This is a genomic window from Mycolicibacter arupensis, from assembly GCF_002086515.1.
Taxonomy (GTDB): Bacteria; Actinomycetota; Actinomycetes; order Mycobacteriales; family Mycobacteriaceae; genus Mycobacterium; species Mycobacterium arupense.
In genome coordinates this window covers 83,971-97,917 of the sequence record NZ_MVHH01000012.1, presented here as the reverse complement: position 1 = coordinate 97,917, position 13,947 = coordinate 83,971, and the positions used below count along the sequence as shown (strand labels likewise).

Below are 13,947 nucleotides of genomic sequence, written 5' to 3'. Positions count from 1 at the left end.
AACAACGCCGAATGCACCTCCGGCGGCAACCCCATAAACGCAGGCGCAGTCACACCAACCACCCCAACGCGGATTTGCGGTGAAGCCCTGCGGGAGGCAGGCAGCTGGCGGTCAGCCCCTTGGGGAAGACGGATAGCGGCATGTCCAATCTCCTTCCGAACCGGGAATCACAGCCTCGGGTGACTTCCACCTGGGAGTCATGGCACCACCAGACCTAGACGCTGTCGACCTCCTAGGCGAAAGTCCTCCATGCCGGACATCGGCCGATGCAATCGTAAGAATGCGGACGCTGCACTGAATAGTTTTGTGCGCCAGATCATCTAGTCCACATACCTGCCACCGACCTACCGGAGGAGCATCATGGGCTGACTTTCAATCATCCAAAACCGAAAGCTACACCGGCACTGGGAAATCGAAACTGCTCGCCGGGTTCTCGCGGCATTCAACCCGTCAAGCGCACGGATCTTCACGAGAAGAGACAGAGTGCAGAGATTAGGGGAATGATCTCCACTTGCATTGCACAACAACGCAATAGATCCACACAAGTTCATCGGGCAAAGGTCGACCAGCGGTGTCTGCATCGGTCGACGAGGAGTCGCCATCTGCGGGCAGGCGAATACGCACCGGTTGCCGGATCTGACCAGGAACCAAGAACAAGAACATCGGTCGAGCGGTTGTGGCGGGCGATCAGTCCGGCACCGTCCATGACGACATCCTCGACATGGACGTCGGCTCGGCGCCGCGGCCGGTGTCAGGATCGTGCGAAGTAGCGGCAACAACATCGGCTTCGCGCGTTGAGCCGTCGGGACCGCGGTCCCGAACAGCCCCACGCGTCGCGGCCCGCTGTAGGCCTCGGAGACGCCATGGTGACCTCCATGAATCGGCGGATCGGCGTCGACCCCTTTGCTCCCGCTACGACCCGCGCAGCTTAGTCAATCGACTACCCCGATGTAGTGCGGCTAGCGTAGTCACGTGGCTAACAAGAAGGCAACAGATGCCCACAGCGACGAGGGCGCGACGTCGGCGCGCGAGGCGACCATTGCCGCGGTGCTGACACACGCGGCCGAACTGTTTGCCGAACGCGGGCCGGCGGCCACCTCGATCCGTGACATCGGCACCAGATCGGGAGTCAACCACGGTCTGCTGTTCCGATACCTTGGCACGAAAGATCAACTGGTCAAGGCGGTCTTGAATCATCTCGCCGATGACGTGGCCGCGGCTGCGCGAGCCGGTGCCCCAGTGACCGTGATCGCGGCTAAGACGGAGCTGCAGTTGCGCGTGGTTGCCCGGGCCACTCTCGACGGCTTTGCGGTCGGCCGACTGCAGGACCGATTCCCCATCGCCGCAAATCTCATCAGTCAAGCCCTGTCCAGCCACGAAGATGAGCGCACCGGACGAATGTCTGCCGCGAATGTCATTGCACTACAACTGGCTTGGCAGTTGTTCGAACCGCTGCTCCGAGCGGCAACCGGGACTGAGGACATCCCGTCGGACGAACTTCAGGAACGCCTCAACACGGAAATCGGCCGGATGCTCAGAGCCGATCCCCGAGAGCTGTATCAGATTGCATTCCCGGTGAACTAAAAGACGTGCGGCCGAGACCGCTTACTCGGCTTCCAGGGCGGCCAAGACCTCGTCGGACATGTCGACGTTGGTCCATACGTTCTGAACATCATCGTTGTCTTCAAGGGCCTCGACCAGCTTGATCACCTTGCGAGCACCCTCGACATCAACGGCCACACTCACCGACGCCACAAAGCTGGCCTCGGCCGAGTCGTAGTCGATACCGGCTTCCACCAGTGCCGAACGTACCGCTACCAGGTCACCCGGCTCCGAAATCACTTCGAAGCTCTCGCCCAGGTCGTTGACGTCCTCGGCACCGGCGTCCAACACCGCCGCCAAGACGTCGTCCTCGGTCAGATCATTCTTGTCCAAGGTGACTGTCCCCTTGCGGCTGAACAGATAGGCCACCGACCCCGGATCGGCCATCGTCCCGCCGTTACGGGTCATCGCGACCCGTACCTCGCTGGCTGCGCGGTTGCGGTTGTCGGTCAGACACTCGATCAGCACCGCGACGCCGTTGGGTCCGTATCCCTCGTAGGTGATGGTCTGGTAATCGGCGCCACCGGCCTCTTCACCAGCACCGCGCTTTCGCGCCCGCTCGATGTTGTCGTTGGGGACCGAACTCTTCTTGGCCTTCTGAATCGCGTCATACAACGTCGGATTGCCCGACGGATCGCCGCCGCCAACGCGTGCTGCAACCTCGATGTTCTTGATCAAGCGCGCAAAATTCTTCCCACGACGCGCGTCAATGACGGCCTTCTTGTGCTTCGTGGTAGCCCACTTGGAATGGCCGCTCATGCGATTGCCTACCTCACTGTTGCGTCAGAACTTTGCGCGACGAGTCTACGTGTCAGCCCGGTCAGCGCGCCGGGGGCTGCCCCGGCGGGAAGAAGCCGGGCGCCCATCGCTCGATCAGCGCGGCGTAGTCGACGTGCGCGTCCAACTGCACCGCGACCCCCAACAGGCCGCCCAGCGTGCGCAGCAACATGACATAACCAGCCGGGAGGGTCATCTGGCGGGCCATCCGGAATCGGTCGCCGAAGCCTTCGGCCAACGGATCGGTGGTCACCAGCGCGGACTTCTGGAACCACTTTCGGGTGAAGTGGAACTCCCCCGAGCGCAGCGGGTCGATGTAGGGCCACAGCGGCTGGATGTATTCGACCAGCTGCTCGGCCGTCAGGTCGTAGTCGTCCGGCATGAATCCGAGCTGCTTGAGCAGGCGGATCGATTCTTCCCACTGTTCGTCACGCGCCCAGCACAGCAGTTCGGCGAACCCGGGGGGGATGCCCTCGGGATGTTCGGCCACCGCACCGAAATCGATGACGCCCAGCCGGCCGTCGGGCAACAGCATGAAGTTGCCCGGGTGCGGGTCGGCATGGACCATCCCGACGCGCGCCGGTGAGCTCAGGGTGAATTCCAGTAGCAATGCGCAGGCGGAGTCTCGCTCCTCTTTGGTGCCGCTGCTGATGATGGCCGACAGTCGCCGGCCCTCGATCCACTCCGAGACGATCACCTTGGGCGCGCTGGCGATCACGGCCGGAACGAAGAACTTGGGGTCGTCGGCGTAGGCCTTGGCGAAGGCCCGCTGATTGTCGGCTTCCTGGCGGTATTCGAGTTCGGCTTCGAGGGTGTCGTTGATCTCCGAGACAAGCCGGTCCACGTCAGCGCCGGGCACCACTTGCTTGGCTATCCAGTTGAACCGCTGAATCAGTTTGAGGTCGGCGCGCAGCGCCTCGTCGGCGCCGGGGTATTGGATCTTGACCGCGACGTCCCGACCGTCCTTCCAGACGGCGCGGTGCACCTGCCCGATGCTCGCCGAGGCGGCGGGGGTGTCATCGAAGGAGGCGAAGCGCTCACGCCACTTGGTGCCCAGCTGGGCGTCGAGCACCCGGTGCACCTTGGCGGCAGGTAAGGGTGGGGCCTCACTCTGCAGCTTGACCAAGGCCTCGCGGAATGGTTCGGCGAACTGCGGTGGAATCGCCGCTTCCATCACCGAAAGGGCCTGCCCGACCTTCATCGCGCCGCCCTTGAGCTCGCCGAGCACTTTGAACATCTCATCGGCGGCCTTCTCCAGGAGTTCGGCGCTGACCTCGTCCTTGGACTTGCCGGTCATCCTTTTGCCCACACCCAGCGCTGCGCGACCTGCGACTCCGGCCGGGAGGCTCGCCAGCTTTACTGCGCGGCGGAATCCGCCCCGCGCGAGATCTGCCATGCCGACATCATGCCTGGCCCATGGCGGCGACGGTATTCCCGGTCGGCCGAATGGCGGCCAGCGCTGGTCAGGCCTGCCCCGCAACGATGTCGACGAAAAGGCGGTGTATCCGGCGATCGCCGGTCACCTCCGGATGAAATGAGGTGGCCAGTACGCGGCCCTGACGCACTGCCACGGGATGCCCGGCGGCCTGCGCCAGCACCTGGACGTTGGGACCGATCCGTTCCACCCAGGGCGCGCGGATGAACACCGCGTGCACGGGCTCGTCCAGACCTTCGAAGTCGATATCGCCTTCGAAGGAATCGACCTGCCGCCCGAAGGCGTTGCGCCGCACAGCCATATCGATTCCGCCGAGCGCAGTGGCCGCACGTCCCCGCGCACCGGCATCCAGGATCTCGCTGGCCAACAGGATCATCCCCGCGCACGATCCATAGGCCGGCATTCCGTCAGCCAGCCGATCCCGCAGCGGCTCGGTGAGCTCCAGCTCGCGCAGCAGAAGACTGATCGTGGTCGACTCCCCTCCGGGAATCAGGAGCGCGTCCACAGCGTCGAGTTCGCTGCGGCGGCGCACCGGAATCGGATCCGCGCCGACAGCGCTCAACGCGGCCAGGTGTTCGCGGACGTCGCCCTGCAGGGCGAGCACACCGATCTGAGGTGCGCTCACTGGGCGTTCGGCTGATATCCGGACGGGAAGCGGGTCAGCCCTTCCTGCATGACGGCGGCCACCATGTCCCCGGACCGGTTGTAGATCTTGCCCTGGGTCAGTGCCCGCCCCGCCCCCGCCGACGGAGAGGACTGGTCGTAGAGCAGCCATTCATCGGCCCGGAAGGGCCGCATGAACCACATCGCATGGTCCAACGACGCCACTTGGAGGTGATCCCGCACCTCCGGGTGAATGGCCCACGAGGTACCCAGCAGGGTCAGGTCACTCATGTAGGCGAGCGCGCAGATATGCAGCACCTGATCATCGGGCAGCGGATCGCGGTGGCGGAACCAGACCTGCTGCTCGGCCACCTTGCCGGGCCTGTTCGGCAGCTGCTCACGCGGGACCCGGCGCAGATCCCATTCGGCGAAGGCCTTCAGGCCCTCGTCATCGAAGGCCTTCATCGCGCTGATGTCCGGCAGGTCCCCGGGTTCGGGCGCACCGGCCATCACATCCTGATGCGCTATGCCACGCTGCTCGGTCTGGAACGAGGCCGACATATTGAAGATGGTCTCGCCGTGCTGGACGGCGTTGACCCGCCGGGTGCAGAACGAACCCCCGTCACGCACCCGCTCCACCAGAAACACCGTGGGAGCCCTGGCGTCCCCGGGACGCAGGAAATAGCCGTGCAACGAGTGGACGCGGTAGCGCGGCTCCACGGTGCGTACCGCCGACACCAGCGCCTGACCGGCAACGTGGCCACCGAAGGTGCGCTGGGTCTCCGCGGAGTTCGGGCTGAACACGCTCCCGCGATAGATGTTGACCTCCAGTTGCTCGAGGTCAAGGATCTCTTCGATCGCCACGAGTGGGTTACCAGCCGCGTTCGGCGAGCCGGTGCGGCGCAGCGATGTCCTCCACGTTGATGCCGACCATCGCCTCACCCAGACCACGTGAGACGCGGGCCAGCACATCGGGGTCGTCATAGAAGGTGGTGGCCTTGACAATGGCGGCCGCACGGGCTGCCGGGTCACCGGACTTGAAGATGCCCGAGCCGACGAACACGCCCTCGGCGCCGAGCTGCATCATCATCGCCGCATCCGCAGGGGTGGCGATACCACCGGCGGTGAACAGCGTCACCGGCAGCTTCCCGGCCCTCGCCACTTCGGCAACCAGATCATAGGGCGCCTGTAGTTCCTTTGCGGCAACGAACAATTCGTCCTCGGAAAGCGACGTGAGCCGGCGGATCTCACCACCGATCGACCGCATATGCGTGGTGGCGTTGGAGACGTCGCCGGTGCCGGCTTCGCCCTTGGAGCGGATCATGGCCGCCCCCTCGGTGATCCGGCGTAACGCCTCGCCCAGGTTGGTAGCCCCGCACACGAACGGCACGGTGTACTTCCATTTGTCGATGTGGTGGGTGTAGTCGGCCGGGGTCAGCACCTCGGACTCGTCGATGTAGTCCACCCCGAGGCTCTGCAGAATCTGCGCCTCGACGAAGTGTCCGATACGCACCTTGGCCATCACCGGGATGGTGACCGCGGCGATGATCCCCTCGATCATGTCCGGGTCACTCATTCGTGAAACGCCGCCCTGGGCACGAATGTCGGCGGGCACCCGCTCCAGCGCCATCACCGCCACGGCACCGGCAGCTTCAGCGATGCGGGCCTGATCCGGGGTGACGACGTCCATGATGACGCCGCCCTTGAGCATCTCGGCCATGCCGCGCTTTACTCGCGCAGTACCCGTTTGTCCATCGGGTGCCGAACCGTTCTGCGCCGCGCTGTCCACTGAATGCTTCTCCTTGCTGGCCACTGATACCCGATCAGTGTAGTGGGCCGCCGCCAGCCGTTTTCCGGCTCGTTGCCCGCGCGCGTTCCAGCAAGGGTCCACCGGCGAGAACCCGGCCCTCGATGCGGCCGACACACCGGCCTGCAGACAGCTACGGGCCAGCTCAGGGTCGTCGGCGGTCGCTCACATCGTCAGGACCATTCGGTAGTGCGCCCGCCCCTCCACCATGGCGGCGTAGGCCTGGGCGGCCTCGGCCAACGGTCGTTCTTCGATCCGCGCCCGAACGCCCGACAGCACCGCAAAGCGCATGGTCTCCTCGATATCGCGGGCAGTGCCCGAGGGATGGCCGGTGACGCTCAGTCCGGGGCTGATCAACTGCATGGGCGTGATCGGCAGTGGGTCGGCGGTGACACCGATGATCACCAGCTCCCCCCGCGGCGACAACCCGTCGAGGGTGTCGGCCATGGCCCGCGAGTTAGCGGCGGTGGCCAACACCACCGATGCTCCCCCGAGCGCGGCCATCGCCTGCGCGACGTCCGTGGCGGTCGAGTCGATGTAGTGGTGGGCACCGAGCGCGCGAGCGTCAGCCTCCTTGGCGGCCCCGCGTGCGATCGAGATGGTCTCGAATCCCATGGCCCGGGCGAACTGGACGCCCAGATGACCCAAACCGCCGAGGCCGAGCACTGCGACCCGGTCTCCCGGGCGCGCCTTGGTGGACCGCAGCGCGTGGTAGGTGGTGACCCCGGCGCAGCCCATGGGTGCGGCCTCGACGAACGACAGTTCGTCAGGGATTCGGGCCAGCGCGCTGGCGGGAACGGTGACCGACTCGGCGTAGCCACCGGGGTAGTGCAGGCTGGGAACCTGAGCGTTGACGCAGTGGATGAAATCGCCCTTGCGGCAAGGAATGCAGTGGTTGCAGTTGCCTCCGAACCAACCCACGGCGACGCGCTCGCCCACCTGCCAGTCAGTTACTCCAGAGCCCAGCTCGACTACGGTTCCGGCGATTTCGTGGCCCAGCGTCACCGGCCAGGTCATTCCTGGAAAGCCACCGTGGACGAAGGCGTGGTCGGTGCCGCAGACGCCGCAGGCGGCCACCTCGATACGGACCTGGCCCGGGCCCGGCCGGGCAGTGTCGACGTCGACCAGCGCCAGCGGGGCATCGACGGCAGCTACCTGAACAGCGCGGTGTGAGGGCATGGGGGCTCCCTTGGTGACGAGGATGATTCGCCCGAAGACGTGTTCAGCCTAGGCCGCCTGGCTCAGGAAATCCGGCGAAGAGCCACTTCGTATCCCGGGCCGCGTTCCGCCGCGCGGGCCGCTTCGGCCAGGCGCTCACCCAGCTGCAACGGATACACCGTCTCACCCGCGGCAGCCAACGCGACGATCGCTGCGGTATCGCACCATCGATGGCCCTGCAGGTAACGACGTTCGAGGCTGGTCCGGCCGCGATCAGACGGCTCAAACCGTTCAGTGCGGTGGGTGAAGAAGAACTCCCGGCTCTCCACGCGCTCGCCGTTGAACGCGAACACCGCGTCGCGGCGCCAGATCGGCCCCACGAGCTGATGGGCGCCAACGCTCAGTCCGGTCTCCTCCACCAGCTCCCGGGCCGCCGTATCGGCGAGGGACTCCTCGGACTGGACCTGTCCACCGACGGTGAACCACCAGCGCGGGGCCGGATCCGACGCGTCATCGGGCAGTGCCGGATCGCGACCGCGCAGCAGCAGCACCGATCCGGCCTGATCGAGGAGTACTACCCGCGCCGATACGCGGGGGGCGACGATGCCGGCCTCATCGATCATCACGTGGAGTCATGCCCGCGCGCTCGACGATCTCGAAATAGGTGGGCATCGGGGCGGTTCCACCCAAGTGCAGGGCTCGAACCAGTGGACGCTCGCGCAGCGCCACGGTGTCACGCACGGCGTCGTTGTGGAATCGGCGCGCCAACAGCACCCGGGCCTCGGCGTCGGCCAGCTCGGCGACCATCACGTGAGGCAGCGCTCCGGGATCGACCAGCGCCAGCTCCGCCGACAGCGTGTTCTCGGCAGCCTCCCGCGCGTCGCGCGGTGCCCGCTCTGCCGCGTCGGCCAGGCTCGCGAGTTGCCTTCCTGCCGCCGCGTCCCCGTAGGCGTCGATCGCGACGGCGCGGGCCACCACCGCTCGGCGGGCCAGCGCCCCGTCCAACGCCTGCCACGACAGATCGCAGCGCACATGCAGCCGGTTGAGCCGGTTGGCGGTCTGATAGGCCCAGGCCCCGGCGACTGCCAGAACCACCACCCCGATCAGTACCAAGACGGTCGCCATGATGGTCATCTCCATCAGTCGCCCACCGTCACCTTGCTGCCGACGCCGGCCACGGTCTCGTAGACCCGAATGATCTGGTCTGCCACCACGGGCCAGTCGAACCGGCGTACCGCCTCGGAACCGGCCGCCACGTAGGAGGCCCGCAGCGCGTCGTCATCGAGTAGGTCGATCAGGGCGGCTGCCAGCGCGTCGTGATCGCCGACCGGTACCAGCCGGCCGGCCGTCCCGTCACTGAGCACCCGGCGAAAGGCGTCCAAGTCGCTGGCAACCACCGCGGTGCCGGCGGCCATCGCCTCGGCCAACACGATCCCGAAACTCTCTCCACCGGTGTTAGGCGCGCAGTACACGTCGGCACTGCGCAGCGCCGAGGCCTTCTCTGCATCGTCGACCTGTCCGAGAAAACGAAGGTGGCTTGCCAATTCTCCTGCACTGCTGCGCAGTTCGTCCTCATCTCCTCGGCCAACGATCAGCACCTCAACGTCGCTGTGTCGTTCGACGAGCGCGGGAAGCGCTCCCAGAAGCACCGCCATCCCCTTGCGGGATTCGTCGTAGCGGCCCAGAAAAAGCACCGTGCGCCCCTGACGCGGATAACCCGGCAGGGGCGGCGCGGTGGCGAACGCGGCCACATCGACACCGTTGGGAATCTCCACCGCGTCGGATCCCAGGGCCTCCATCTGCCAGCGCCGGGCCAGGTCCGAGACAGCGATTCGGCCGATGATCTTCTCGTGCATGGGCCGCAAGAGGCCCTGAACCACGCTCAGCGTCAGCGACTTGGTGGTCGAGGTGTGAAAAGTTGCCACGATCGGGCCCTCGGCCACGTTCAGCGCCAGCATGGACAGGCTGGGCGCGTTCGGCTCGTGCAGGTGCAGCACGTCAAAGTCGCCCTCCATGACCCACCTTTTGACCTTGCGGTGCGCAGCCGGGCTGAACTGCAGCCGGGCAACCGAGCCGTTGTAGGGGATCGCGACAGACTTGCCCGCCGACACGACATAGTCGGGCAGCTTGACATCCGGTGAGGCAGGCGCCAGCACGCTGACCTCATGCCCGCGGGCGCGCAGCACCTCCGCCAACTGCAACACGTGGGCCTGCACCCCGCCCGGTACGTCGAACGAGTAGGGGCAGACCACGCCGATTCGCATCAGGTCTCCCCCAAGCGCGCCCGTCGCGATTCGGGAAGGTCGGCAATCCACTGCGGCTGCATCATGTGCCAGTCCTGCGGGTACGCCGCGATATTCTTCGCGAACTTGTCGGCCAGCGCCTGGGTGATCACCCCGACATCCCCGCTGCTGCAGTCCAGCGGAGCACCGAGGTCGACTCCCCAGCCTGGGCCGTCGAACCAGCAGAATGCCGGGAGCAGTGCTGCGCCGGTCTCGAGAGCGAGCCTGGCAGGGCCGGCCGGCAGCCGGGTGGGCTCGCCGAAGAAGTCGACCGTCACCCCGTTTCGGCTCAGGTCGCGGTCGGCCATCAGACATACCAATCCGTTGCCCGACAGCCTCTCGACGAGGATCTCGAACGGCGGTCGAGCCCCACCCGAGGTGGGCAGCACCTCGAAGCCGAGGCTCTCCCGGAAGGCGAGGAACCGCCGGTAGAGCGACTCAGGTTTGAGCCGCTCGGCGACGGTGGTGAATCCGCCGTGGGTCTGGGCCATCCATACCCCGGCCATGTCCCAGTTGCCACTGTGCGGCAACGCCAGCACCACCCCGCGGCCGGCCGCCAGCGCCGCGGTCACGTTGTCGCGTCCCCGCACCGAGTCGTGCAGCTGCGCCGCCAGTGCCGCGTGGTCCATGGTGGGCAGCCGGAATGCTTCCCGCCAATACCGGGCATAGGACGCCAGCGAAGCCCGCATCAACTCCGGCGACACGTCCTGCGGATCCACACCCACAACGCGCGCCAGGTTCTTGCGCAGTTGCTCGGGGCCGCCGCCGCGAGCCGCGTACAGGGCGCCCGCGTCGAAGGCGCCCCGGGCGAAGAACTCCGGCATCGCACGCACCAGCATCCAGCCCGCCGCGTAACCGGCGTCGGTAGCCCACGCGTCCAGCTGGCTGAGCCCCGGAAGGCGTAAGGCGCTCGGGATGAAGGTCACAGTCCCCCGGCTTCCTCGCCCTCGGTCGCCCGTGGCAACGGCTCCACGGCCCCCGGCGAGGTCCGCACGGTGTGCAGTCGCTGGGCGCAGGTGATCAGGCTCGCCACCGCCAGCAGCCACATCGCCACGGGCAGCGCCCACGGCAGCGGGAATACCGGCAGACCGGACAGGCCGGCGCCTACCAGCACGATGATCAACCGCTCGGGTCGTTCGATATAGCCGCCGTCACCGCGCAGGCCACTGGCCTCGGCCCGGGCCTTGATATAGGAAATCACCTGCGAGGTGACCAGGCAGATCAAGGTCGCCACCACCAGCGGGGGGTTGTCCAGTCCGAACGCCGCCCACCAGGCCAGCCCGCAGAACACCGCACCGTCACTGATCCGGTCGCAGGTGGCGTCCAGGACGGCGCCGAATGCGCTGCCGCCGCCGCTTTGCCGGGCCATGGCCCCATCGACCATGTCGAAGTGCACGAAGAACCAGACGATCAGAGTGCCGGCAAACAGCTGGCCCGTGGGGAACAGTGTCAGGGCCGCCAACACCGCGCCGGCGGTGCCCACCATGGTGACGATGTCGGCGGTGAGCCCGGCTCGCAGCAGGAACCGCGCCACCGGCGTGGTGATCCCGGCGAACGTCGCCCGCGACAGAAACGGCAGCCGGCTCATTGCTGTCGGGCCCACTCGTCGGCGAGCAGCCGGCGGGTGTCGCGCAGCAGCTGCGGGATCACCTTGGAACCGCCGACGATGGTGATGAAGTTCGCATCACCACCCCAGCGCGGCACAACGTGAACGTGCAGATGCTCGGCCAGCGATCCGCCGGCGGACTCGCCGAGATTCATTCCGACGTTGAATCCGTGCGGGCGCGACACCGCTTTGATCACGCGGATCGCCTTCTGGATGAACGCCATCAGCTCAGCGCCCTCACCCTCGGTGAGGTCTTCGAACTCCGAGAACCGTCGGTAGGGCACCACCATCAGGTGCCCGGGGTTATACGGGTACAGGTTGAGCACCGCGTAGACGTGCTCGCCGCGCGCCACCACCAGACCGTCCTCATCGGACATGGTGGGGATGTCGGTGAACGGTTGGGTGGAGCGAGCCGACCCGGACTCCGAACGCTTGAGGGGGGCCTCGGCCAGATACGTCATCCGGTAGGGCGTCCACAGTCGCTCCAACCGGTCGGGTTCACCGGCGCCGGTGTCGATCATGGCCGCCTGCTCATCGCCCGTCCGGTCCCCGCTCACCGCGCCGCGCCCCCCGTGAGGCCCGCCTGGAAGGTCTCTGCGGTCGGCACGGTGTTAGTGCGTGCGGCGATCCAGCCGGTGATGGCCGCCACCGCCTCATCGCGCGGCACCCCGTTGATCTGGGTGCGATCGGCGAAGCGGAAGCTGACGGCGCCCGCTTCGACGTCGCGGTCGCCGGCCAGCAGCATGAACGGGACCTTCTGGTTGGTGTGGTTGACGATCTTCTTGGGCATCCGATCGTCGCTGGCGTCCACCTCGACCCGCACCCCGTGGCGGCGCAGCTCGGCAGCCAAGTCGTCCAGGTAGTCGACGTGCTGGTCGGCGACGGGAATGCCGACCACCTGAATCGGGGACAGCCAGGCCGGGAAGGCGCCGGCGTAGTGCTCGGTCAGGACCCCGAAGAAACGCTCGATCGACCCGAACAGTGCTCGGTGGATGAGCACCGGCCGCTGGCGGGTCCCGTCCGAAGCGGTGTACTCCAGCTCAAAACGGTCCGGCATGTTGAAGTCGAGCTGGATGGTCGACATCTGCCAGCTGCGGCCGAGGGCATCTTTGACCTGGACCGAGATTTTCGGTCCGTAGAACGCGGCACCACCCGGGTCGGGCACCAGGGTCAGCCCAGAGGCCTCGGCGACTTCGCGCAGCGTCTCGGTGGCCTCCTCCCACACCTCGTCGGAGCCCACGTACTTCTCCGGGTCCTTGGTGGACAGTTCCAGGAAGTAGTCGTCCAGGCCGTAGTCGGCGAGCAGGTCGAGCACGAAGCGCAGCAGCGAGGCCAACTCGTCGCGCATGCTCTCGCGGGTGCAGTAGATGTGTGCGTCGTCCTGGGTCATGCCGCGGACCCGGGTCAGGCCGTGCACAACACCGGAACGCTCATAGCGGTAGACGCTGCCGAACTCGAAGAGCCGCAGGGGAAGTTCCCGGTAGGAGCGGCCACGCGACCGGAAGATCAGGTGGTGCATCGGGCAGTTCATCGGCTTGAGGTAGTAGTCCTGGCCGGGTTTGCGCAGCGCGCCGTCCTCACCGAACTCGGCGTCGATGTGCATCGCGGGATACATGCCCTCGCGGTACCACTCCAGGTGTCCGGAGGTCTCGTACAGTTCGGACTTGGTGATGTGTGGGGTGTTGACGAACTGGTAGCCGGCCTCGATGTGCTTACGCCGCGAGTATTCCTCCAGCTCCCGCCGGATGATTCCGCCCTTGGGGTGGAAGACCGGCAGTCCCGAACCGATTTCGTCGGGGAAGCTGAACAGGTCCAACTCGACACCGAGCTTGCGGTGATCGCGCCTCAGCGCCTCCTCGATCAGTTCGAGGTGCTTGTCCAACGCCTCCTGCGATTCCCAGGCGGTGCCGTAGACCCGCTGCAGGCTGGCGTTGTTCTGGTCGCCGCGCCAGTAGGCGGCCGACGAGCGGGTGAGCTTGAACGCCGGAATGAACCGGGTGGTCGGGATGTGCGGGCCTCGGCACAGGTCACCCCAAACACGTTCCCGGGTGCGGGGATTGAGGTTGTCGTAAGCGGTGAGTTCATCACCGCCCACCTCCATGATGTCGCTGTCACCGGACTTGTCGTCCACCAGCTCGAGTTTGTAAGGCTCGCCGGCCAGCTCGGCGCGAGCGACGTCCTTGGACTCATAGACGCGCCGGGAGAAGAGCTGACCGTCCTTGATGATGGCGCGCATCCGCTTCTCCAGCTTGGCCAGGTCTTCGGGAGTGAACGCCTCGGGCACATCGAAGTCGTAGTAAAACCCGTCGGTGATCGGCGGGCCGATCCCGAGTTTGGCGTCCGGGAAAAGATCCTGAACGGCCTGAGCCAGCACGTGGGCGCAGGAGTGCCGGATCACGCTGCGGCCATCGTCGGTGTCGGCGGCAACCGGGGTCACCTCGACGTCGGCCTCGGGACTCCAGCTCAGGTCGCGCAGTCGGCCCTGGGAGTCACGGACTACCACCACGGCATCCGGTGCACCGCGGTCAGGCAGACCCGCCGCGCGTACTGCCGCGGCCGCGGTGGTCCCGGCGGGCACCCGGATCGGGCTGGCCGGGGCGGGGAGGGCGGGCGCGCTCATGACGTGGTCTCCAAGGGGGTGCTAGGGGCTAGAAACGTCCGCGACCATGCTATCGGG

General features: G+C 66.5%; 12 protein-coding genes and 1 pseudogene. 1 reads left to right on the top strand and 12 read right to left on the bottom strand.

The window, feature by feature from the left end:
- Nucleotides 1–972 precede the first annotated feature (972 nt).
- The gene (locus BST15_RS08575) at nucleotides 973–1,584 is read left to right on the top strand and encodes a TetR/AcrR family transcriptional regulator (protein WP_234708188.1); all 612 of its coding nucleotides are present in this window, start codon (nucleotides 973–975) and stop codon (nucleotides 1,582–1,584) included.
- 21 nt (nucleotides 1,585–1,605) lie between these two features.
- Here the strand turns inward: BST15_RS08575 and BST15_RS08570 are convergent, their stop codons facing one another.
- The 12 genes and pseudogenes from BST15_RS08570 to thrS form a co-directional block, all read right to left on the bottom strand.
- Complete coding sequence (locus BST15_RS08570) at nucleotides 1,606–2,361, bottom strand: YebC/PmpR family DNA-binding transcriptional regulator (RefSeq protein ID WP_046187968.1); 756 nt, start codon at nucleotides 2,359–2,361, stop codon at nucleotides 1,606–1,608.
- Nucleotides 2,362–2,422: 61 nt separating this feature from the next.
- Nucleotides 2,423–3,775, bottom strand: a complete 1,353-nt coding sequence (locus BST15_RS08565; protein ID WP_046187967.1) for an ABC1 kinase family protein — start codon at nucleotides 3,773–3,775, stop codon at nucleotides 2,423–2,425.
- A gap of 67 nt (nucleotides 3,776–3,842) precedes the next feature.
- The gene (pdxT, locus tag BST15_RS08560; protein ID WP_046187966.1) at nucleotides 3,843–4,439 is read right to left on the bottom strand and encodes a pyridoxal 5'-phosphate synthase glutaminase subunit PdxT; all 597 of its coding nucleotides are present in this window, start codon (nucleotides 4,437–4,439) and stop codon (nucleotides 3,843–3,845) included.
- Nucleotides 4,436–5,281 carry an acyl-CoA thioesterase II gene (gene tesB / locus BST15_RS08555; RefSeq protein ID WP_046187965.1) on the bottom strand — a complete coding sequence of 282 codons (846 nt, stop codon included), beginning with the start codon at nucleotides 5,279–5,281 and terminating at the stop codon, nucleotides 4,436–4,438. Before tesB ends, pdxT begins: the two co-directional genes overlap by 4 nt.
- Nucleotides 5,282–5,288: 7 nt before the next feature.
- Complete coding sequence (pdxS, locus tag BST15_RS08550) at nucleotides 5,289–6,206, bottom strand: pyridoxal 5'-phosphate synthase lyase subunit PdxS (RefSeq protein WP_082104021.1); 918 nt, start codon at nucleotides 6,204–6,206, stop codon at nucleotides 5,289–5,291.
- A 183-nt stretch (nucleotides 6,207–6,389) separates the two neighbouring features.
- Complete coding sequence (locus BST15_RS08545) at nucleotides 6,390–7,403, bottom strand: alcohol dehydrogenase catalytic domain-containing protein (RefSeq protein WP_046187963.1); 1,014 nt, start codon at nucleotides 7,401–7,403, stop codon at nucleotides 6,390–6,392.
- Between the two features lie 62 nt (nucleotides 7,404–7,465).
- A pseudogene (locus tag BST15_RS08540) lies at nucleotides 7,466–8,522 on the bottom strand (NUDIX hydrolase).
- Nucleotides 8,522–9,646 carry a glycosyltransferase family 4 protein gene (locus BST15_RS08535; RefSeq protein ID WP_046187962.1) on the bottom strand — a complete coding sequence of 375 codons (1,125 nt, stop codon included), beginning with the start codon at nucleotides 9,644–9,646 and terminating at the stop codon, nucleotides 8,522–8,524. The pseudogene BST15_RS08540 and the gene BST15_RS08535 overlap by 1 nt, the downstream one beginning before the upstream one ends.
- Entirely contained in the window at nucleotides 9,646–10,581 is a 936-nt protein-coding gene (locus tag BST15_RS08530) for a phosphatidylinositol mannoside acyltransferase (RefSeq protein ID WP_409366510.1), read from the bottom strand. Before BST15_RS08530 ends, BST15_RS08535 begins: the two co-directional genes overlap by 1 nt.
- A gap of 5 nt (nucleotides 10,582–10,586) precedes the next feature.
- Nucleotides 10,587–11,252: a phosphatidylinositol phosphate synthase gene (pgsA, locus tag BST15_RS08525; RefSeq protein ID WP_046187960.1), complete on the bottom strand. Its 666-nt coding sequence runs from the start codon at nucleotides 11,250–11,252 to the stop codon at nucleotides 10,587–10,589.
- A complete protein-coding gene (locus BST15_RS08520; protein WP_046187988.1) occupies nucleotides 11,249–11,791 on the bottom strand; it encodes an ATP adenylyltransferase in 543 nt (180 codons plus the stop codon). Before BST15_RS08520 ends, pgsA begins: the two co-directional genes overlap by 4 nt.
- Before the next feature lie 32 nt (nucleotides 11,792–11,823).
- The gene (thrS, locus tag BST15_RS08515; protein WP_046187959.1) at nucleotides 11,824–13,890 is read right to left on the bottom strand and encodes a threonine--tRNA ligase; all 2,067 of its coding nucleotides are present in this window, start codon (nucleotides 13,888–13,890) and stop codon (nucleotides 11,824–11,826) included.
- Nucleotides 13,891–13,947: the final 57 nt, after the last annotated feature.

Coding starts and splice junctions, on each gene's coding strand:
- BST15_RS08570 (WP_046187968.1), bottom strand. CDS start 2,361: ATGAGCGGCCATTCCAAGTGGGCTACCACGAAGCACAAGAAGGCCGTC.
- BST15_RS08520 (WP_046187988.1), bottom strand. CDS start 11,791: ATGATCGACACCGGCGCCGGTGAACCCGACCGGTTGGAGCGACTGTGG.
- BST15_RS08545 (WP_046187963.1), bottom strand. CDS start 7,403: ATGCCCTCACACCGCGCTGTTCAGGTAGCTGCCGTCGATGCCCCGCTG.
- pgsA (WP_046187960.1), bottom strand. CDS start 11,252: ATGAGCCGGCTGCCGTTTCTGTCGCGGGCGACGTTCGCCGGGATCACC.
- BST15_RS08535 (WP_046187962.1), bottom strand. CDS start 9,646: ATGCGAATCGGCGTGGTCTGCCCCTACTCGTTCGACGTACCGGGCGGG.
- thrS (WP_046187959.1), bottom strand. CDS start 13,890: ATGAGCGCGCCCGCCCTCCCCGCCCCGGCCAGCCCGATCCGGGTGCCC.
- BST15_RS08565 (WP_046187967.1), bottom strand. CDS start 3,775: ATGGCAGATCTCGCGCGGGGCGGATTCCGCCGCGCAGTAAAGCTGGCG.